Annotated in this window: 24 protein-coding genes and 1 pseudogene; 2 read left to right on the top strand and 23 right to left on the bottom strand. The window is 66.0% G+C overall.

Features of this window, described 5'->3' with window-relative positions; translation table 11 throughout:
• Positions 1–586: 586 nt before the first annotated feature.
• Both VQ045_RS06325 and VQ045_RS06320 read right to left on the bottom strand, forming a co-directional pair.
• Positions 587–793, bottom strand: coding sequence for a hypothetical protein (locus VQ045_RS06325; RefSeq protein ID WP_327625125.1), 207 nt, complete (start codon positions 791–793; stop codon positions 587–589).
• A 33-nt stretch (positions 794–826) separates the two neighbouring features.
• Positions 827–2,566, bottom strand: a complete 1,740-nt coding sequence (locus VQ045_RS06320; RefSeq protein ID WP_331829501.1) for a phage tail protein — start codon at positions 2,564–2,566, stop codon at positions 827–829.
• Between the two features lie 72 nt (positions 2,567–2,638).
• Between VQ045_RS06320 and VQ045_RS06315 the strand changes: the two genes are divergently transcribed.
• Complete coding sequence (locus tag VQ045_RS06315; protein WP_331829500.1) at positions 2,639–3,148, top strand: hypothetical protein; 510 nt, start codon at positions 2,639–2,641, stop codon at positions 3,146–3,148.
• 231 nt (positions 3,149–3,379) lie between these two features.
• Here the strand turns inward: VQ045_RS06315 and VQ045_RS06310 are convergent, their stop codons facing one another.
• Together VQ045_RS06310 and VQ045_RS06305 are read right to left on the bottom strand one after the other, a co-directional pair.
• Complete coding sequence (locus VQ045_RS06310) at positions 3,380–3,652, bottom strand: hypothetical protein (protein ID WP_331829499.1); 273 nt, start codon at positions 3,650–3,652, stop codon at positions 3,380–3,382.
• A gap of 111 nt (positions 3,653–3,763) precedes the next feature.
• Complete coding sequence (locus VQ045_RS06305; RefSeq protein ID WP_331829498.1) at positions 3,764–4,720, bottom strand: IS1595 family transposase; 957 nt, start codon at positions 4,718–4,720, stop codon at positions 3,764–3,766.
• Positions 4,721–4,857: 137 nt separating this feature from the next.
• Here VQ045_RS06305 and VQ045_RS06300 point away from each other — a divergent pair, with 137 nt between their 5' ends.
• Entirely contained in the window at positions 4,858–5,091 is a 234-nt protein-coding gene (locus tag VQ045_RS06300) for a DUF6471 domain-containing protein (protein WP_331829497.1), read from the top strand.
• Here VQ045_RS06300 and VQ045_RS06295 read toward each other — a convergent pair.
• The 19 genes and pseudogenes from VQ045_RS06295 to VQ045_RS06205 all read right to left on the bottom strand — a co-directional run bounded on the left by VQ045_RS06295 (position 5,074) and on the right by VQ045_RS06205 (position 18,625).
• Positions 5,074–5,655 (bottom strand): hypothetical protein, encoded by a 582-nt coding sequence (locus VQ045_RS06295; protein ID WP_331829496.1) that lies wholly within the window; start codon positions 5,653–5,655, stop codon positions 5,074–5,076. The genes VQ045_RS06300 and VQ045_RS06295 overlap by 18 nt on opposite strands.
• Positions 5,656–5,871: 216 nt before the next feature.
• Positions 5,872–8,025, bottom strand: a pseudogene (locus VQ045_RS21960) (baseplate multidomain protein megatron); the annotation flags it as partial.
• A 3-nt stretch (positions 8,026–8,028) separates the two neighbouring features.
• A complete protein-coding gene (locus tag VQ045_RS06285) occupies positions 8,029–8,460 on the bottom strand; it encodes an NlpC/P60 family protein (protein ID WP_331829495.1) in 432 nt (143 codons plus the stop codon).
• Positions 8,457–9,347, bottom strand: coding sequence for a DUF2163 domain-containing protein (locus VQ045_RS06280; protein WP_331829494.1), 891 nt, complete (start codon positions 9,345–9,347; stop codon positions 8,457–8,459). The genes VQ045_RS06285 and VQ045_RS06280 overlap by 4 nt, the downstream gene beginning before the upstream one ends.
• Positions 9,344–9,985, bottom strand: a complete 642-nt coding sequence (locus VQ045_RS06275; RefSeq protein ID WP_331829493.1) for a DUF2460 domain-containing protein — start codon at positions 9,983–9,985, stop codon at positions 9,344–9,346. Before VQ045_RS06275 ends, VQ045_RS06280 begins: the two co-directional genes overlap by 4 nt.
• A gap of 3 nt (positions 9,986–9,988) precedes the next feature.
• Positions 9,989–10,561: a phage tail tape measure protein gene (locus VQ045_RS06270; protein ID WP_442872886.1), complete on the bottom strand. Its 573-nt coding sequence runs from the start codon at positions 10,559–10,561 to the stop codon at positions 9,989–9,991.
• Positions 10,562–10,565: 4 nt separating this feature from the next.
• Positions 10,566–10,802 (bottom strand): rcc01693 family protein, encoded by a 237-nt coding sequence (locus VQ045_RS06265; protein ID WP_442879829.1) that lies wholly within the window; start codon positions 10,800–10,802, stop codon positions 10,566–10,568.
• Positions 10,803–10,807: 5 nt separating this feature from the next.
• Positions 10,808–11,152, bottom strand: a complete 345-nt coding sequence (locus tag VQ045_RS06260; RefSeq protein WP_327625131.1) for a gene transfer agent family protein — start codon at positions 11,150–11,152, stop codon at positions 10,808–10,810.
• A gap of 2 nt (positions 11,153–11,154) precedes the next feature.
• A complete protein-coding gene (locus VQ045_RS06255; protein ID WP_327625132.1) occupies positions 11,155–11,568 on the bottom strand; it encodes a phage major tail protein, TP901-1 family in 414 nt (137 codons plus the stop codon).
• A gap of 129 nt (positions 11,569–11,697) precedes the next feature.
• Positions 11,698–12,108, bottom strand: a complete 411-nt coding sequence (locus VQ045_RS06250; protein WP_327625133.1) for a DUF3168 domain-containing protein — start codon at positions 12,106–12,108, stop codon at positions 11,698–11,700.
• A gap of 86 nt (positions 12,109–12,194) precedes the next feature.
• Positions 12,195–12,449 carry a hypothetical protein gene (locus tag VQ045_RS06245; RefSeq protein ID WP_327625134.1) on the bottom strand — a complete coding sequence of 85 codons (255 nt, stop codon included), beginning with the start codon at positions 12,447–12,449 and terminating at the stop codon, positions 12,195–12,197.
• On the bottom strand, positions 12,449–12,781 hold the full coding sequence (locus tag VQ045_RS06240; protein WP_327625135.1) for a phage head closure protein: 333 nt from the start codon (positions 12,779–12,781) through the stop codon (positions 12,449–12,451). Before VQ045_RS06240 ends, VQ045_RS06245 begins: the two co-directional genes overlap by 1 nt.
• Entirely contained in the window at positions 12,781–13,338 is a 558-nt protein-coding gene (locus tag VQ045_RS06235; protein ID WP_331829491.1) for a head-tail connector protein, read from the bottom strand. The genes VQ045_RS06240 and VQ045_RS06235 overlap by 1 nt, the downstream gene beginning before the upstream one ends.
• A gap of 65 nt (positions 13,339–13,403) precedes the next feature.
• Positions 13,404–14,654 (bottom strand): phage major capsid protein, encoded by a 1,251-nt coding sequence (locus VQ045_RS06230; RefSeq protein WP_331829490.1) that lies wholly within the window; start codon positions 14,652–14,654, stop codon positions 13,404–13,406.
• 59 nt (positions 14,655–14,713) lie between these two features.
• Positions 14,714–15,205 carry an HK97 family phage prohead protease gene (locus tag VQ045_RS06225; protein WP_327625139.1) on the bottom strand — a complete coding sequence of 164 codons (492 nt, stop codon included), beginning with the start codon at positions 15,203–15,205 and terminating at the stop codon, positions 14,714–14,716.
• A complete protein-coding gene (locus tag VQ045_RS06220; protein ID WP_327625140.1) occupies positions 15,202–15,543 on the bottom strand; it encodes a DUF6107 family protein in 342 nt (113 codons plus the stop codon). Before VQ045_RS06220 ends, VQ045_RS06225 begins: the two co-directional genes overlap by 4 nt.
• A gap of 157 nt (positions 15,544–15,700) precedes the next feature.
• On the bottom strand, positions 15,701–16,909 hold the full coding sequence (locus tag VQ045_RS06215) for a phage portal protein (protein ID WP_442879828.1): 1,209 nt from the start codon (positions 16,907–16,909) through the stop codon (positions 15,701–15,703).
• A 46-nt stretch (positions 16,910–16,955) separates the two neighbouring features.
• Positions 16,956–18,176 (bottom strand): DNA-packaging protein, encoded by a 1,221-nt coding sequence (locus VQ045_RS06210; RefSeq protein WP_442879827.1) that lies wholly within the window; start codon positions 18,174–18,176, stop codon positions 16,956–16,958.
• A 134-nt stretch (positions 18,177–18,310) separates the two neighbouring features.
• Positions 18,311–18,625, bottom strand: a complete 315-nt coding sequence (locus tag VQ045_RS06205; protein ID WP_331829488.1) for a hypothetical protein — start codon at positions 18,623–18,625, stop codon at positions 18,311–18,313.
• Positions 18,626–18,829 lie beyond the last annotated feature (204 nt).

Below are 18,829 nucleotides of genomic sequence, written 5' to 3'. Positions count from 1 at the left end.
CCTGTCGAATCGCCGCGACCGCGGCTGAAGTCAACGCCTCTCGCCGCTCTGACAATACGGCGATCAGGGCCGTATCGTCACCGTCGTCTTGCGCCTGGGGCCACCGTCCTTGCCTGGCACGAGAAGGGTCACGACACAAACCGTCTCACCGCCCTGCTCGCGACTGGAGACCGAGAGAACCTGGCCGCCGGTCTGGGCGGCCGCTTGCTCTGCGGCTCCCGAGCAGCTTGCGGCGGCGGTTTCGAAAGCGCCCTCGCCATTTCGACGTGGGCCCCGCTCTAACCTCAATCCCGGTCCCGGAGAGACATCCAGACCGAATCCCGAACCAATGCCGCGACCCGAAAAAGGGCTATCCAGGAGTTGAGCGGCAGCTGGCGCGGCCGCCGCGAGGGGAGCGGACCCGACGATCAGGATCGTGACTAGGCTGGCGAGGAGAGTGCGAAATCTTGTCATTTCGGGTCCGGCTGGAGGATGGCAGCGCCGCCGAGAAGGATCGGCGATTGCTCCCGTCCTAGTACATCGTCGCTGAACGACGAATGAATGGCGGACGACCGAGCGGGGTCGTCCGCTGATCTTCATGCCGCAACTAGCGGAGGGTTTTCTGCGCCGCTAGCCGCCCCAGGATCGCGACAACCGCGCCGACTGCCGCCGCGCCGTTGGTCAGCGACACGGCCAGCATATCGTGCGTCGCGGAATCGACTTCCAGGCCGAACAGTCCAGCCATCGCCGCCCCGAAAGCGACAAGCCCGCCCCATACGGTTCGCGATTGATACCACGGCTTTGCCTCGTTCATTTTCCGTTCCTTTCCTTGCTGTTGCGCCGGCGGTCACGCCGGTCGGGAAAAAATCGTCTGCCGAGCAGTCCCCACGCCCCAGACCGGGCTGACCTGGGCGATGGTGGCGACAAGCTCGGCGGGCAGCGCGCCGAACACGGCGGTCTGCTCTTCAGCCGTGAGCACCAATGCCGGCGTTGCGGGCTCGCGCACCAAAACGGCCCCCGATCCGTCGCCGACCTCGATGCGGTAGAGTTCCTGTTCTTCGCCGAGCGGCACGTCGGGGCCATCCCAATTGTCGCCGCCGACGCGGGTTCGGCGAATCCACGACAAGGCCACCGCGCCCGCCGCGTCGAAGGCGGCTTTCGCATGCACCGGCGACAGCGGTTTGACCGCGCGCCGACCAAGCGTGGCGGTGATCGTCACCGTTGCGGGATCGTCAAGCGCCCGGCCGAGCGGAGCCACGCGGACTTCCATCTCGCGGCCGACGTCCGACGTCGTCAGTCCAAGCGGCTCGCAGGCCGCGTCGAGCAAGACGAACGCCGCCCCAGTTGGTGCTCCCACGACCATCGCGTCTTCGGTGCCGCCCTGGGCGCGCAGCAGATCCCGCAACTCGAAGACGCCGGGCGCGATCTCCGCCGCCCTCTCGAATTGCAGCACTTCCCAAGCCCCCGTCGAGTTCCACACCGCGCAGAGATTGCCGCCATCCAGCAGTTCGCCCCTAGAAATTGCGTAGAGCGCGCCCCTGTCGAGCCGCAGCGTAATCGTGTTCCCGCGATCCAGACGTCCTTCCGGCCCCGGACCCAGCGCCGCGATCAACCAGCCAGTGGTTGCCGGGCGTGTCGCCGTCGCTCGCTCCAGGAAAGCGCCGCCCTGCCGGGATGTGGCGATGGAATAGCCCGGCCAGGGCTTGGCCTGCACCGCGAACCGCGCACCATCAATGCCCTGCCCTCCCTCGGGAAGCGGCAGGTCGAGGAGATGCACCAGTGGCCGCGAGGCGATCGCGAGAGCCGGCGGCCGCGGCGGGGTTGGAGGCTCCCCCTGGTCGGCAAGCGAGCCCCTACGCGCCGGCAGACGCCGCGCTTCGATACGGCGGGAGGCACCCGATTCGATCCGGTTCACCAACCAGGCGCCGGGACGCTCCGCGAGGCCGACAACATCGCCTGACTCCAGCGACAAGAGCGACGGTGCAACGCCGAACCGAGCGGTCTCGGCCACGCCGCTCGCCTCCCGCAGCATCGCCGCGGCCAATTCCTTCGCTTGCGCCTCGTCGAGCACCACCGGAAGCTGGACGAGCTCCTTGCGGGGATGAGCAGCGCTGGCCCGCACCGCTTCGGCCGATCCTGGCTGGTAGGCCCGCGCCAGATCGAGGAACCCAAGCGCGATCTCCTCCGGCCGCTCGCTTGCTTCGCCGCGCCGCATCTCGACATAGGGGCCGTCCTCGTCGGCGAAAGTCCCGATCTCTCGGCTCGAGCGCAGCGACGCGAGCGAACGGAAGATCAGTCGCCCGGCCGCGACATGCACGACGGTGCCGGTCAGCCGCAGAAGATCCTCGAGCGTCTCGCGCGCCGTGCCGGGACCGGCGGCGACGTAACCGGTCACGCAGGAATCGACGGCCGAGACGTCGTAATCCGCGATGCCGTGGTCCTCCAAGATGGCGGCGATCAAGACGTCGGCCGGCGCGTTGGCCAGGCGGCCGCTCAGCCAGTGGCCCCGGCGCCAATTGCCGCCGTCGCTCCACAGGTCGCCGCGCGTCGGGAAGGCGGGATAGGGCCGCGCGTCCCAGGTCCACACATGCGCCCTTATGTAGCAGATGCACCAACATCCCTATAGCCCGGAACACCCTCGCCGGGCGATAATCAGGGGATGGAACGCAAGCACCGGGCAACCCGAACGGACAGCTATAAGCTGACGATCTCCGGGCTTCTCACGAAACGCGCTGAAATGGCTGGCGAGCGGGTTAAAGCGACCGAACGCCTTGATGCGATAGACCGCGATCTAGGCCACCTGGACGCCGTGCTGGCGATGTTCGGCGTCACGGACGGGCACAAGGTAAAGCCGCTACAGCGGGCCACCACACCCCGTGCAAAGCGGTCGCAGGTGTTGGAGCGTCATCGGGTCATGTTCGCAGCCCTGCGCTCTACAGGGGCGGCAACGACCACTCAGCTTGCCGAGGCGGTGACGCCGCTGTTCAAACTGCACGACGACCACGAGCCGGAACCGACCATCGTCTTGTCAGCCGTGCGGAAAATGCTTCACCGATTGGAGCGGCAAGGCGGCGTGGTGCGAGACGGCTGGGAAGGGGATGCGAGGGTCTGGCGGATTACATCGGCGGCTGATCGTCCGCAGGCTCGACAGAAAACCACGGGGAGCTAATTCCCAAACGGCGGTCCAGATAACCAATCATTGACGGTGTTAGAAAGTCGGTTTGCCGCGTACCAGAAACGACGACTGATTGCCCCGTTGACGGAACTGTTATCCGTGTAACTTCGTGAGGCTTTCCGGTGGAATCTGCGGCGCTACCGCTTTGTGCAGTAGCGCCGTGATCCTTCCGAGCCTGCCCAATATAATCAGCAAGCCGGGGGTGCGATCCGAAAGGGAACGCCATTAAGCAGCCATGCCCACTTCGTACTGTGAGGAATCTCGGTTTTTGGGCGTGTATTGGCCTGATCGACCATCCCACATACGAACAAAATGATCTGGCGCAGCCGGGATGTGCTCAAGTGTACCGGTTTCCTCGCACTCCAAGCGAACGGCCACTTCAAGACGGCCATAGAGATCGTCGAGTTCGTCGGCTTGAACGCAAATGTCGCGGTCGATGCCTTGCGCCATCCATGCGTCGCCTTCCTGATAGAAGATAACGCGGATCTTCTCTCCCATTTTCATTCTCCTAACAATCGGACGGGTCAAGTCCAATCGAACCATATAAGCTATACGAACGCATACGCAATCTCACATATGAATGAACAATCTGGTGTACGGCTGGAAACGTTACCGCTGCCAATACCCGCACCATGACCGGCTGACCGGCGACAGAAGCGAGTTGCCGACCAGCGCGAAGGCGTTGCCGCCGTTGTCGCGGCGACGGTGATCCTCGCACCATGCGGCGTTCGCGGCGTAGGCGGCGAGGTACTTCGGCGACACGCCGTGATGCTGACCGCGCACCATGCGGCGAAGGCGGGAGAAGAAGCTTTCCGCCCAGTTGGTGTGCTTGCCGTGTCCCTCGCTGTAGGCTTCCGAGTGATTGATGCGCTCGGTCGGGAAGAACGCTTCCAAGACATCCCAGTGCGTCGCTTCGTCGGCATAGACGGTCGAGCCGGTTGCGACGAGCTGGCGGGCGATCTCGACGCCTTCATGCTCGAAATTGCGGACATAGGTCATGGTGCGGCCCATGCGCTCGCGAAGGGCGATGACGACGCGGCGGGTGCCGGTCTGGTGTTCCTTGAGGCGACGGTCGACCCGATCCTCTTTCCGGTTCGCCGGCTTCACATGACCGCCGAAATAGGCGCCGTCGATCTCGACTTCATCATCAAGCGTGAAGCCCGCCGTCTCGTTGGACATCGCTTCCCGCAGCTTGTGGCACATCACGAAGGCCGTCTTGTATTGAACGTCGATATCGCGGGCCATCTGCAAAGCCGAGACGCCTTTGACCGCGTTGACGAACAGGGCGATCCCGGCGAGCAAATCGGCAAAGGCCAGCTTGCGGGAATGGAAGATCGTGCCGCTCGTCACCGAGAACTGGTGATAGCAGGCCACGCACTTGAAGCGGCGACGGCTGGTGATGCTGTAGGCATCGAGGCAGCCGCAGCGCGGGCAAACCGGCTCGCCACCCGTGGAAGCCCAGCGGATCGCTTTGAACTGCTCATACGCCTTGTCCTCGCCGGCCTTGTAGATGGCCTTGAGGGAAAGGGTGCGGGCTTGAGCCGAGAGGAGAAAGTGCTGCGCCATTGTCATCATATCCAGTGCTTGTGCACCTAATATGATGATGGCATATCACTACGTCAAGGACTTTAGCATCAAAAATGATGACATTCGCCCTATAAACCGCTATGTGTTCGGTCGTAACCCAAAGCGGAGCGAGGATCATGGTCGAACGGACGGACTGGGAAGAGAAGGCAAAGGGCATCATTCGAGGCGAGATGGCCCGGCGTGGCGTCACCTATGCGCAGCTCGTCGAACGGTTGGCAGGGATCGGCGTTGAAGAGAATGAGCGGAACCTACGCAATAAGGTCAGTCGGGGAAAGTTTACCGCAGGCTTTATGTTGCAATGCTTGGCAGGGATCGGGGTGCGAAACGTCACGTTATCGGATGAGGTTTGAAATATCCCAATCGGTCTGATCGTCCATTTTTTGGGCGACAGACAAATTGCCTGATTTTATCAATTGCCCGACTGCGCCGAAGAAAGAGGCCGTCCCCATTACGTTGTGTTGGCTTATATGAGATAGGTGAAAAGGAAGGTGTATCTCCAACCTTTTTAGCACGATGACAGCTGCCATTATGCGTCGCCCAAATTTCTCTCCTATATACATAACTAGTAAGTTTCCCTCAAGAACTGACCGCTGCCATGCGGCGTGCGGATCAGCATCATCTGTATTCGTTCCGGATTGGCGCAGGGCTCGCTCACGAACATAATCATTTATGGCTCTAACCATTTCATCGCTCAGACTGATTAGATCATCGGCCGCTGCGCCGTGGTCTATCCGATTCGCGGTAATCTTACGGACGGCGTCGACCCCAAAATTAAATGCAATCAGCAAAAGACAAAGCGATGCAAGGAACAACATAGATATTGCCCAGTATGGCAAGGCAGATTCAAGCCAGCCCCAAAACCCCACGAGGCCCGCCATCACAAGACCTGCGGCTGCGAGCAGGTAACCCCACAAGCCCCATTGCTCCAAAAAGGCCCGAAAGGCCTCAAGGTACGGAATTCGCCGGAATAATGATTTGAGCATAAGCCACAAACTAGCGGCACGCGCGGTCGTTGTGGAGTCGCAAGGCTGCCTTGCGCACGAAATGCCAGACGGTTCATCGTTGAACCCTTTCGTCTAGCCCTTTGCAGCTTGGCGCACGGCTTGGTGCGTTTGCTACATAAGGGCGCACACATGGATCGCGGCCGGATCGACCATCCGGCCTCCATAGACCGGCGAGATCGGATTGGCGGCGGCCGCAAAGTCCGGCGACACCGGGTCCCAATACGCCAGCTGCACTTCGAGGAACCGCCGCTGGGCGAGGTCGTCGCGGCCACCGGCGGAAAAATGCGGCACGAAGCTCTCCGATGATTTCGGATCAACGAAGACATTCGGCTGGTTCGCGCCCTTGTCGATCGCCGGGCAGCCAAGCTCGGTGAACCACACCGGCTTGCCCATCGGCACCCATGCGGAGGTCTCGGCAGTCTCGACCCCGGCGCGGCGCTCGACATGCGGGTTCGATCACCAGTTCGTCACGTCCTTGGCGCGGTAGACCCACGGCTTGCCGGCCGCGCCGTCGGTGATCGGCGTGCGGATACGTGCCGCCCGGTCGGCATCGCTGGCATAGTACCAGTCGTAATATTCGCCACCGCCGATCCCGGCCCGCAGTCCGTCCCGGTCGTATTGCGAGGGCGGTCCCGCCGGGTTTGCGTCTACGTCCCCGTCCCGCCAGTCGGCCAGCGGCAGGTAATTGTCGATGCCGACGACGTCGATCGACGGCGAGGCCCAAAGCGGATCGAGATTGTAGAAGACGTCGCCGGAGCGGTCCGTCGGCTGGTAGCCAAAATATTCGCTCCAATCGGCCGCGTAGGTGACGACGGCCGTCGGCATCATGGCCTTGACCTCGCCGGCGATGGCGATCAGCCCCTCGACAAAGGGAAAGCGGCCGTCCTGATCGCGGATTCGCGTCAACCCGCGCATCTCCGAACCGATGACGAACGCATCGACCCCGGCCGCCGCCGCGAGCTTCGCCTGATGCAGGATCATGCGTCGGTAAGACCATTCGTCCGGCCCGGTATATTCGACGCCGGTTGTCGTGAGTGTGAAGTGCTGCGGCGCGGCTGTCCCAAGCAAGGCCGCGATGTCGGCCCGTGCCGCCGCGGTGCCGTCGGCCGAACCGGCGCGACCGACGGCGATGTCGAGCGTCATCCGCCCGCGCCAGGGAAACGCCGCCTGCTCCGCGCCGCCATAGGGGTCGGCAAGTCCGTTGCCCGGCGGCACGTCCATCAGGATGAAGGGGTAATAGGTCACCGTCAGCCCACGCGCCTTGAGATCGGCGATCGCCCGCAGCACGCCCTGGTCGCTGGGCGTGCCGCCGAAGGCCGGCCCGCCGTCGATGGAACTGACCAGCCGCGCACCGGCCCGATCGACGGAGCCGGCGCGCCAGACCTCGGTTTCATCGCGTTGGACGATCTCCACGCCCGGCCGAAGGTCGCAACGTCCGGCGCGCAGATCGTCGCCGAACCAGGAAACGACGAGGGCGGCGCGATCGAGCGACGGGCAGAGCGCGCCGAGCTCGTCGAGCGCGGCCGTCCAGTCGCTGGAGCCGTGGAGGATGTTGCGGTTGACGACCCGGTCCTCGCCCGCGCCGAGCCGTTCGCGCACCGGCATAGGGTCGAGACCGTGCTCGCTGGCGCCCGGGATGATGGTGATCGCCCGCAAGTCGGTTTCGAGCCGCCCGACCGGACGCAGGATTTCACAGGAGATCTGCGGCAAGCGGTTGCCCCAGCGTTCCAGCGGCATCCGCTCAAACACGATATAGGCGAGCCCGCGATAGGCGGGCGCGTTGCCGGCCCCTTGCCGGGCCTCGATCAGCGGATCGGCCTCTTGCGTTTCGTCGCCGCGATAGACACGGTGGACCGTCTCGGTAAGATCGAGTTCCTCGCCGTCCGCCCACACCCGCCTGACGCCAGCGATCGGCCCTTCGCAAAGCCCGACCGCGACATTGCCGTAATAGCTGTAGGTCGTCGTTTCGATGCGCGAGCCGCCGCCCTTGCCGCCGCGCCGTTCGGTGGTCGCGACCTCCTCGAAGCGCGTCGTCCAGATCACCTGACCTGCGACCCGCGCCGTGCCGTAGACCTTGGCGATACCGGCGCCCTCGTCCGCTTCCATGATGCGGCTGTTGCCGAGCCTCGGCCCCTCGCTGCGGCGCGTGCCGCCGAACAGCGAGGCGTCGAGCGATGCCCCGGCGAGCGCGCCGGCCGCGCGGCCGAGAACGGCGCCGAGCGGACCGCCGAGCACGCCGCCAACCAGGCCGCCGGCCGCCTGCAGAAGAATCGTGGCCATGACCTACTCCGGAAAACGAAAGGCGCCGGCGATCCGGCGGGTCCAGGCCTGCGGCATCGGCGAGGAAACCACCGCTGCGCCCTCATAGGCGTGGATCAGCCGGCCGCTTTCGTCGAGAATGCCGCAATGCGCCGCCGGTGCGCCGCCGCGCCATCGAAACAGCACGACGTCGCCCGGCCGGGCATCGGCGATATCGACCGCGATGAGATGCCGCCGCGCTGCCTCCAGCAGCCGGTCCGGGCCGCCCCGGATCGACCAGTCGACGCCGTAGGGACCGGGATCTTCCGGTTCTTGCCCATAGAGCGCGCGCCAGACACCGCGCAACAGGCCGAGACAGTCGCAGCCGACGCCCTGCCGGCTGCCCTGATGACGATAGGGCGTACCAAGAAACGCGCGGGCTGCGGCGAGCGCGCGAGACGGCGCAAGCTCGCTCATGGCACCACCGGCGAGCCGTCATGGATGCCGTCCGCCTTGGCCACCGCCAGCGCCGCGTCGCTGCCCGGCATATGCGGGAAGCCACGAAAATTCGTGGAATTGGCGAAACGGTCGCGGCAAGTGGAAAAGCGCTTGTCGCAGCCCTGGTTCAGCCGCAACCGGTCGCCGGCAACGAAGCCCGCGTCGATCGACTCGGAGAGCGAAAGGCGAACCGTGCCGAGCCCGGTTTCGCTCGCCGCAACGATATCGGCGGCAAGCCCCACTGCGGGGCCGTCGAGAAACGCCAAACGTCCGTGATCGAAATCTCCCGGCGCACCGCCCAGATCGCCGTCGATCAGGATCGTTCCGCCCTCCCCGCCATTGACGGCGGCTTCGATGGAATAAGGCGGATCGGACGCCGGAAACCGGCAGCGGGTATCGCCGAAGACCGCATCGCAGCGGCGCCGATAGAGGCGTCCGCGCACCCGGTCGAGTTGGGCCGCGACGCCGCGCAATTCTGCGGCAAACCCGGTCTCGCCATGCTTGACCTCACCAAGTTCGGCGACATCCATCAGCACGAAGTCGGCGGGATTTTGCCAGTCGACCACGAAGGTTTCGACCCGCGCCGCGTCGAAGCGGCCGGCGCGAATGTCGGCCTCGCCGATCGCCGTCGAGGACAGCGCGCCCTCGACCTCGCGCGTCGGCGCGGCCAGCCCCAGCGCCTCTTCGGCCTCGCCGCCGGTCAAACCTGTCGCCGCCTCGAAACGGGTTCCGTCGAAGGTCAGCGCCTCGTCATGGTCGGTGAAGCCGAGAACCACGCCGTCGCGCCGGGTCAGGCGCCAGCAATGGGCCAGCGTCGTCGCCGGGCTCTCCAGACGCCCCGCCAGCCCTGAAGGGATCTGCCTCACGGCCGCACCTCGATCAACGGAATGGATGGGATGTCGCCGGCCTCGAAGGCCGCGACATTGACGGCGAGCTGGTCCATGTCGAAGCGCACCGGCACGTCGAATTCAAAGCCGGCGGTGATCGATAGGCCGGCGGCCGGCGGCACCGACAGGGTCACCGCGCCGCTGGCGGTATCGACGCTGAAGTCCGCGCCGGCGGCGAGTTCGGTGCCATCGACGGCGATCCGGACGGTCCCTGGCGCGGGTTTTTCGATCGGCCGGCTATAGGCCGCGTCCCCGTCACCATAGATTTTCAGCAACGGAAAGTCCGCCGTCGCGCCATCGCCAATACCGATCATCTGGTCGAAGGCCGTGACCGCCTGCCCGTAATTCGACGAGCGCCAGTCGAGCGGATCGCGAAAGCGGAACCCGGTGAGCTTGCCGCGCCGCGCCTCGAAGAAGTCGAGCACCGCGGCAAGGTCGGCGAGGCTCCTGACCCCCGAGCCGGCATCGTAGCGTCGGGCCGAATGGCGATGACGCTGGTTGCGGTGCTCGTAGCCGGTCGACAGGCGCACGATCTCGGTCCGACGCTCCGGCCCGCCGCTGGTGCCGAATGAGACGCGCAGCGGAAACCGTTCTTCGCTGAAGGCTTCGATGGCCATTTCCTACAACCCCCGCCGGCCACGGCTCGCGGCGCGCGCAAGCATCGCCTGGATCTGCGCCTCCGAGCGCTTGAAGCTGGTCGCGTCCGGGGTCGTCACATTGAAGACGATCGACGGTCCTGCGCCCGCCGCCGGTGTTGCGACGCCCAGGGTCCCGTCGGCGCCGCGCTTCAGCGGCAGGATCGCCTCCGCCCCCGCCTCGCCCATCAGGCCGAGCTTGCCACCGGTCGGAAAATAGCTTGGCGCCGCGACGACGCCGCCCTTGGCAAAGGGCAGAATGCCCGTCGGGGTTGAAGCCGTCAGGGCACCGGTCAATCCGCCAACCGCCTTGCCGATGAAGCTCGACGCGATGTTGGTCAGCGGCCGCAGCGCCGCGTCGAGTGCGATGGTGGAAATGCGCTGCCCGAGCTGGCGCAGCACGCTGTCGAAGGATCGGCCGCCGGCAACGGCACCCTTCAGCGCGGAGGTGATCGCCGAGCCGAAGGCGTTCGCCCTTTGAGTCAGATCGCCCATCGCCCGCTCGAAGCCGCTTGTGTCCGCCACGATCGCGACGTTCAACGTCTCGTCCGGTTCCATCCGTTCACCTCTGTGCTTGTGATGTGCCCCAGTCGGGGAAGCGCCGCATCAGCGCGGCCAGATCGGCCCGTTGCGGCGGTATCGCGCCGCCGGTCGCGGTCAGGGGCGCCAGCGCGGCGGCCAGCTCGCGCGGCGTCATCGCCCAGAAGGATTGGGGCGAAAGCCGCAGCAGCCCGAGCCCTGCCTCCATCGCTTCCTGCCAAGGGAAAGCCGTGCCGGAGGCCCCTTGCGCTACCGGCACGGCGCTCAAGGGTTTGCGGGTGCCTCGCTCGCCTCCTCCGGCTGTCCGAAAGCGGCCGAAAGCAGCGCCGCCGCCACGGTCGCCGCCCCGGCGACCCCGCCATCGACTTGCATCGCGGCGACGTCGGCTTCGCTGGCATCCGTCCCGGCCCCGCGCAATCCGGCGGCGAGAATGCGCATCAGGTCGCGCGCCGAGAGCCGCCCGCCGCCGAAGCGTTCGGCGAGCGCCGCCAGATTGTCCGAGGCAAAGGCGTCTTCGAGTTCGGCGAGCGCGCCGAGGGTCAGACAGAGCGTGCGCTCACGCCCATCGATGATTGCGGAAACTTCGCCGCGCCGCCGATTGACCGCCATCCTCACAGCACCGCGAAGGTCAGCGCGCCGGCCGATTCCAGCGTTGCCTCGAAGGTGACCTCGCCATTGTGCTCGCCGGCATATTCGAGCGCCGTCACCTGGAACGGCCCGGTGATCGTGCCGAAATCCGGAATGACCGCCTGAAACGGCGCGACGCGGCCGTCGAAGAAGATCTGCCTGAGCGCGGCGTCCGAGGCGGCATCCTTGAAGATGCCCGCCCCGGACAGCGCTGCGCGCTGCACCCCGGCTCCGCCGAGCAGCTCGCGCCATCGCCCGGCGCTTTCGGTGTCGGTGATGTCGACGCTTTCGGCGTTGAACGCGATCCGCCGCGTTCGAAGCCCCGCTACCGTCGTGAAGCTGCCGTCGCCATTGTCGTCGACCTTGAGAAGCAGGTCCTTGCCTTTCTGGGCGGCCATGTCGCGTTGTCCTTTCCCGCGCGGCCGGCGAGCCGGCCAACAAAAAAGGCGGCCCCGAAGGACCGCCCATGATTTGATTTCATCGATGTCGACGCGGCGCTCGCCGCTATCTCGGATAGGCCCCCGCGATCAGGCCAGCGGTTCGGTCACAGCCCGGAACCGCAGGATGCCGTGGTAAGTCGGCGCGTCCGGCTCCTGCCGCGCCTCGGCGAACTGGAGCTGGAGGTTGACCAGATGGTGCCCTTCCAGCGGCAGGGTCGCGTCGTTCAGCTTGCTGGCAACCTTGTCCATGATTTCATAAGTCTCGCGCTTGCCGCCGCCCTTCGCCCAGACGTGCAGGGTCAGGATATGCTCCGCCCCATCCTCGGTCCCTGTGGACCAATCGACGACCGCCGTTCGGCCGAACGTCAGATAGGGAAAACTCGCTCGTTCCGGACGGCGGTCGAACACTTTCGGCCCGCCGAGCAGGGTCGTCAGGGCCTGGTCTGAGGTCAGTGTCTGGAAGATCGTCGTCTGTAATTCAGCGCTGGGATGTGCCATGGCCAGAAATCCTCGCTCACGTTTTCTGACAGGTTGATATATGGAGTGTAGCACCTTCCTGTCAGGGGCGCTCGTGACCGTTTGGTTTAAATTTTCGTAACCTCGTCGTGAGTCGTTAACGGGGCTTCTGCGTCGCCGTTCCCGCCTTGTAGCGTTCTGCCGGACACTTCGGCGTGTAGCATCGACCATGCCTCGGGAATGTTAAGGATTCGCGATGTTGAAGGCAGAGATTGAATCCTCGCTTCTCCACCCGTACGCCGCACCTTGCCCAGCGCCGCGCCAATCACGCGATGGGCGGCCGCGCCGAGACGAAGGCGCTTGAGCCGCGCTTCGATACGCATCAGCGTTCCTCCGCGCAGCGGCACACCAGAAACCGCCCGGTCTCGTCCGGATCATGCACCGAAAGGATAGCGAGGCGGCGCGTGCCCAGGCGAAACGCGCGACCGCGCTCGACGTCGGTCGTCCAGCGGCAGATCACCCGATGGGTCACCACCACCTCATGCTGATCGAAGCGCTCGCGAGCGACCACCGAGACCGGCTCGACATGCACCGAGAGCTCGCGAAGCTCCCGCCATGTGGTCGACGCGCCGCCGGCGCCATCCGGCGTAAGATCGGCGGTTTCCAGAACTGCGCGTTTGCGCAGCAGCGCCGGGTCGAGAAACAGCGGCGCCATCAGATTCGGACCCTGCGATAGGGGGCGAGCAGCGAGCGGGCCAGCGGAGGAAGGACGGCCGGCTGTTGGGAAGGATCGACAGCGGCCCGCAACTCATACGACGCCGCCACGATGGTTCGCAGCGCCAGAAGCAGGTTCTCCGGAACCATGCCGACCGCGAACCCCGCCTCGAACTCGACCTCCACGCCGTTCGCCGCCGCCATCCTCACTGCTAGCGACAGCCGGATCGCCTCGATCCCGAGAACGCGCTCGACGACCGCCTCGGAGGCGCCGAAGACGGTCGGCGTGCCGTCCGCTCCATAGGCGGTGATCGACGTCACGCCGACGATCGGGCTCAGCCGGACTTCGACCCATCCATCGCTCGGAACCGGGTCGAGCGCCAGCCGAAACGTCCGCCGCGCCAGAACGAGGCCGGTGGTCGCCTCGATGGTTTCGCGGGCGGCGCGGATCAGATTCGCGATCAGCCCGTCCTCGTCCACACGGTCGATTCTGGCCCAGATCTTGATATCGGCGGCCGTCATCGGCTCGACGCCACCGCCAAGGTCGATCATCGTCATCATCGTCTCCGGAAAAGGAAACGGCCGGGCAAGAGTCCTGCCCGGCCGGTGCTGTCAGGGGAAGCTCAGAGCGAGAAGTCGAGGAACTTGGCGGCGTCGAAGTCCTGGACGCCGCCGCCGACGCGCTTGGTCGTATAGAAGAGGACGTAGGGCTTGGCCGAGTAAGGATCGCGCAGCACCCGCACACCCTGCCGGTCCACGACGAGGTAGAACCGGCCGAAATCACCGAAAGCGATCGCCTTCGCGCCCATCGCGATGTCGGGCATGTCTTCCGCCTCGACCATCGGAAAGCCCATCAACGTTGCCCGTGCGCCGGCGCCGGTCGGCGGTTGCCACAGATAGGTGCCGTCAGCGTCCTTCAACTTGCGCACGGCCGCCTGCGTGCGCCGGTTCATGACGAAGCTGGCGTTCTGCCGATAGCCGGCCTTCAGCGCATAGACGAGATCGAGCACTGCGTCCGCCGCGCCGCTGGCCGCGAAACCGCCGGCAGCGCCGGTGGCGACGGTGCCGATCGAACCCCACGCCCAGGCGCTTTCTGCTACCGTTGGATAGGTCATGAAGCCCTTCGGCTTGGCTATGCCGTCGCCATTGACGAAAGCGGTGCCCTCCTGGGCCGCGAAGGCCTGTTCGACCTCCTCGCCGATCCACCGGTCGATATCGACCGCCGCGTCATCGAGCAGCGCGTTCGTCGCCGCCGGCATGGCGTAGAGTTCCATGGTCGGAAAGGTGAGTTCGGCGAGCTGCGGCGCCGTCGTCTGCGGCCGGGCGTCGGCTTCGCCCACCCAGCCGGTCTGCGCCCCGGAGATCGCGAAGGGCTTCTTCAGGACCGCGGCGGAGACCGTGCGCACCGTGGCGATGGAGCGGATCGGCGAGATCGCCGCGAGGCGCCGGCCGATCTCGGTTTCCGTCTCGTCGGGCACCAGGAAGCCGCCGTCGGCTCCGCTCAGGCTCGACATCGCCTTTTCCTCGATCCGGCGCATGCCCTGTTCGTCACCGGCGCGGACATAGCGCTCGAAGGCCTGCTTATGCTCGCTCGGACCGGCGTTCTGCCGGCGCTCCAAACCGCCGAGCGCCGGGCGGGTCTCCTTCAGCACCAACCGCTCGAAGCGCCGCTCCTGCTCTTCGAGCGCCTTGTTGATGCGGTCGACCTTTTCCTCGGTGATGACGTCGGCGCTCATGCGCTTCTCGATATCGCCGAGGCGTTCGTCATTGGCTTCCCGGAAGCTCTCGAAGGCCTCCATGAAGTCATGGAAAGCCGAACCCGCCTCGGGGCCGTGCGCCTTCGTCTCCGGCGCTGCGTTGGAAATGTCGCTCATGCGGTTCTCCGTTCTGCTTGGGATGGATGGTCAGCGGACTGTCGCGTCGCGATCGGCGCTCAGGCGGCCACAGCCCGCCGTTTCCGGCCGGGCCAGATCGACCCGGCCATGAGCCGTGCGCGTTCCTGCATCGGAAAGGTCACCAGAGAGATCTCCCACAGGTCGATGGTGACGAGGCGTCGGCGGATCGGTCCGACCGCCCGCCGCGCGAGCTTGGTCTTGAAGCCGATCGACAGCCCGTCCAGCGCCCCGGCGGCGATCAGTTCGGCCGCCTCGTGACCGGCTTGCGTGCGAAGCGCGAGCCGGCCTTCGACATAGAGCCCCGTCCGGTCTTCCCGGATCAGTGCCCAGGTTCCGACGGGGCGGCCGGGATCGTGCTGCCAGAGCATGCGAATGCCCGACACGCCCCGCGTCACGACGGATCCGGTAAACGCGCCGGGCTCGATGACGTCGCCCGCAAGATCCGCGTCCCCGAAGATCGCGGCGTAGCCCCGCAGACGACCGGAAGCGTCGGGTCCGACGAGTTCGGTCGACGCCTGTTCGTAGGTCATCGGTCCCTCCATGGCGCCTTGTCCCGGACGCTGAACAGCCGTTCCGCGAAGCGCGCGAGAATGCCGAGCGCCCACCAGGCGCAAAGGCTGGCCGAGGCCGACCCCATCAGCACCAGCTCCGTCGAGCTCAGGGTCTCGTCGAGACCCAGATGCTCGGCCAGCATCAGCCCGGCTGGCGGGCCGAAGACGACGCCGGTGACAATCCCTATGAGAAATCGCGACGCCGCCTCGCGCCGTCCGTGCGGCAATAGATAGGCGACCGAAATGGCCGACCCCGCGACGGCGCCTGCGATCTTGGCGACCCACAGCGCCAGGGCCGACAGCGGCTCGGCGCTCATCGTGGCCACCTGGCGCCGGCAGCGCCGCCACGAGGCTTCACGTTAACAATCGCATGGGTCGTTTGCATCGTTCTGTCGTCCTGAAATCTTGTTGGCGAAACAGGCCTTTGGAGCGGAACTGATCGGTTGCCGCTCTTTTTTGGCCTCGATTTCGGCGTTACTCCTCTGCCCCGTACCCAACGGCCACGCGCTTTTCCGAACGCGTCAGGAAGTCCGCCGCGCCGACCCGCGCCCAGAGCGCCTCTCGTTCGGCGCTTAGGCCGTCCACCTGGTCGAGATCGACGCCGAGCCTAAGCTCGGGCGCCGCGAAATGGCCGCCGAGCCAGTCGCCGATCGCTCCGCTCAACCGGGTTATCAAGGGCAGCACGGTCAGCCGGAAAAAGGCGCGGTTCGCCTCGGCGTAGTTCGCGTAGGTCAGGTCGCCCGGTATGCCGAGCAGCATCGGCGGCACGCCGAAGGCCAGCGCGATGTCGCGCGCCGCGCCGTTGCGGGCCTCGATGAAGTCCATGTCCTTCGGCGACAGCGCCATCGCCTTCCAGTCCAGCCCGCCTTCGAGCAGCATCGGCCGACCAGCGCGCGCCGATCCGGCATAGCCGCTTTCGAGCTCAGCCTTGAGGCGGTCGAATTGCTCCGGCGCGAGATTGCCGCCGTCGGTGGGCTGGTAGACCAGTGCCCCGGACGGACGGGCGGAATTATCCAGCAGCGCCTTGTTCCAGCGCGAGGCGGCGTTGTGCAGGTCGAGCGCCGTTTGCGCGGCGGCTAGCGGCGAATAGCCGGCCATCTCCGCCAGCGGATGGAACAGGCGCACATGCAGGAGCGCGCTTGGCCGGCCGTCGCTGCCTTCGGCGGCGATGCGGCGGACCGAATGGCCGGCCCTGTACTCGTAGCCATCCGGCCATCCGTCGCGCCCTTCGATGATCCGGACCCTATCCGGACGCAGCGAATACAGCGCTTTGATCTCACTTTCGAAGTTTGCCACCTCGAGATAGGCGTTGCCCGACAGGAGCAGATGGCCGCACAACGTCTCGATGAGGCTCGGCCCATCCGTCGCGGTGTTCGGCCTGCGCAGCAGATCGAGGATCGGATGCCGGACGACCTCATTCGCACCGTCGTAAAGAACAAAGGGAATGGCCGCCGCGGTCTCCGCGATCAGTCGCACCGAACGGTAGACGATCGGGTTTTGCATGAAACCGAGCCGCGCCAGCGCCTCGTAGGATCGTTCGCTCCAGGCGCCGGGATCGGCCGTGCCCGAGAACACCAGCGTGCCGCCGGCATAGCCCGCAGCCTTGCTTTCGCGTCCCGCGGCATTCGCACCGACGGGCGCGCGCGTCTCAGCGCCGCCGAGCCAACCGGCGATCGTCGTCATCAGTCCCATCGATGTCTCCAGGTTATCGTCTTCGGCGCCGCCCGGCTTAAAAGCCACGAACCCGTGGTTCCCGCGCCGGTCCCATCAAAGCCGTCACGGCCCAAACCAGTGCGTCGAGCCGGTCGGGTGACCGGCCGCCCGTCAGCCCATCGGGACCGAAATCGGCCATTTCATCCTCGAGCTCGGGAAACCGTCCCGCATGGCGCACGCGGCCCTGTTCGTAAAGCGCCGCCACTGGCTCCGCCCGCACCCATTTGCCGCGGCTTGCCCGCACGGCACGGAACGGCACTTGCGGTGCGCAGGTCCGGATCACCGCCTCGACCATATCCCCGCCCTGGTTGACTTCCGCGATGATGCGGTCGGCCGCCAGCCGCTCGTAAAGCGCCACCGCCGTCCCTGCCCACTCATGCGGTTTGGCCCCTTGGCGCGAGGCATCCGCAAGGACGTAGACGATGCCGTCGGCGGCACACCCGGCCGCCACGATGCCGCAGGCATCGGAGCGCGCCGTCGCCGTCGCCGGCGGATCGATCGCCACCACGATGCGTCGCAAATCCGGCGCGGCCCTCACACGCGCGCGCTCGATCGCTTGTAGATCGAACAGCGCGTCCTCCCGCGCTTCGATCATCAGACCTTCCAGTTCCTGTCGCCCGAGCCGGGAGCCGCCATAACGGGCATCCATCGCGGCCAAAAAGCCAGGCGCGAGATTGCGGGCGTTCTCCGCCGTTCGCATGTGGCTCGTCACCGTCGCCGGATCGGCGATCAGCCGCTTCAAGAGCGGGATCGGCCGCGGCGTCGTCGTGAACAGCGCCCGGGGTTGCTCGCCAAGTCGCAATCCGAACTGCAAATTGTCGAAACAGGCCTCGCCATGGACCCATTTGGCGAATTCATCGCCCCAGGCCGCATCGAATTGGTAGCCACGCAGCGCGTCCGGATCCTCCGACGAAAAGATCTGGGCGATCGCACCGTTCGCAAACACCACCCGGCGGCGGCTCACCTCGAAAACCGGCCGCGGTCCTGTCGAGACGGCCATTAGCCCGCTTTCGCCGTCGACCATCACCTCGCGCGCATCACCGAGCGTTTCGGCGATCAGTGCGATCCGGCCATGCGGCCGGGTGGCGAATAGCCCATCGCCCGCCGCCATCGCCCGCACCCATTCCGCACCAGCTCGGGTCTTGCCGGATCCCCGGCCGCCGATCAGCAGCCATTGCCGCCACGCGCCGGGCGGCGGCAATTGAGCTGGCCTTGCATAGGACGGCCACATCGGCATCGCCGCCCGAAGCGCGGATGCCGAAGTTTGCTCAAGGGTATCGCCGGTCTGGTCCCAGAATTCGGTGTCCGACAAAGGTCGGGCGTCCTTTTGTCCGCCCTCTATCTTCCCTTCCCGCTCCGCAGCGTCCGTCATCAGGCCCCTGCCGGCACGCCGGCCGGTTCATCGGTGCCCCGCTTCTCCGGCGTTGGGGCCGCCCCGTCGCTCGGCGGCGTCGCGGCGTCGCCGGCGAACGCGCCCGTAGCGGTGTCGAACAGCGCCGGTCCAGCCCGCCGCCGCGCATCGAGGCTGCGCAGCCGGTTCAACAACTCCTCGCGAAGCCGCGCCGTCTCGGCCTCGTCCTCGTCACCGCCTTGGGCGGCGAGCATTTCGAGCCGTCGCAGTTCCAGAAGCTTTTCCAATGTGCGGGTCATCAGGACGAGGAGGTCGATGCGCTCCTTGGCCGCCACGAATTCTCGCGTCCTGTCTGTCCCTGCGCCGGCTGCCACCCTCGGCCGCCCTACTGCGGACCGGCCAGGCGTCGTTTTTACCGGTTTATATTCCGCATATTGCACTTCGCGTACCCACGGGGTAACATCGCTTGAAAATGAAAGATTTTTGGGTGTTTCGAAGTGCTCCATTGTGGGTCGGTATGCCGGCCATCTGTCGTTAGA

The sequence above is a fragment of the Aurantimonas sp. E1-2-R+4 genome, from assembly GCF_036549515.1.
Taxonomy (GTDB): domain Bacteria; phylum Pseudomonadota; class Alphaproteobacteria; order Rhizobiales; family Rhizobiaceae; genus Aurantimonas; species Aurantimonas coralicida_A.
Note: the sequence above shows the minus strand (reverse complement) of the source record. Positions and strands in the feature narration are given on the sequence as shown.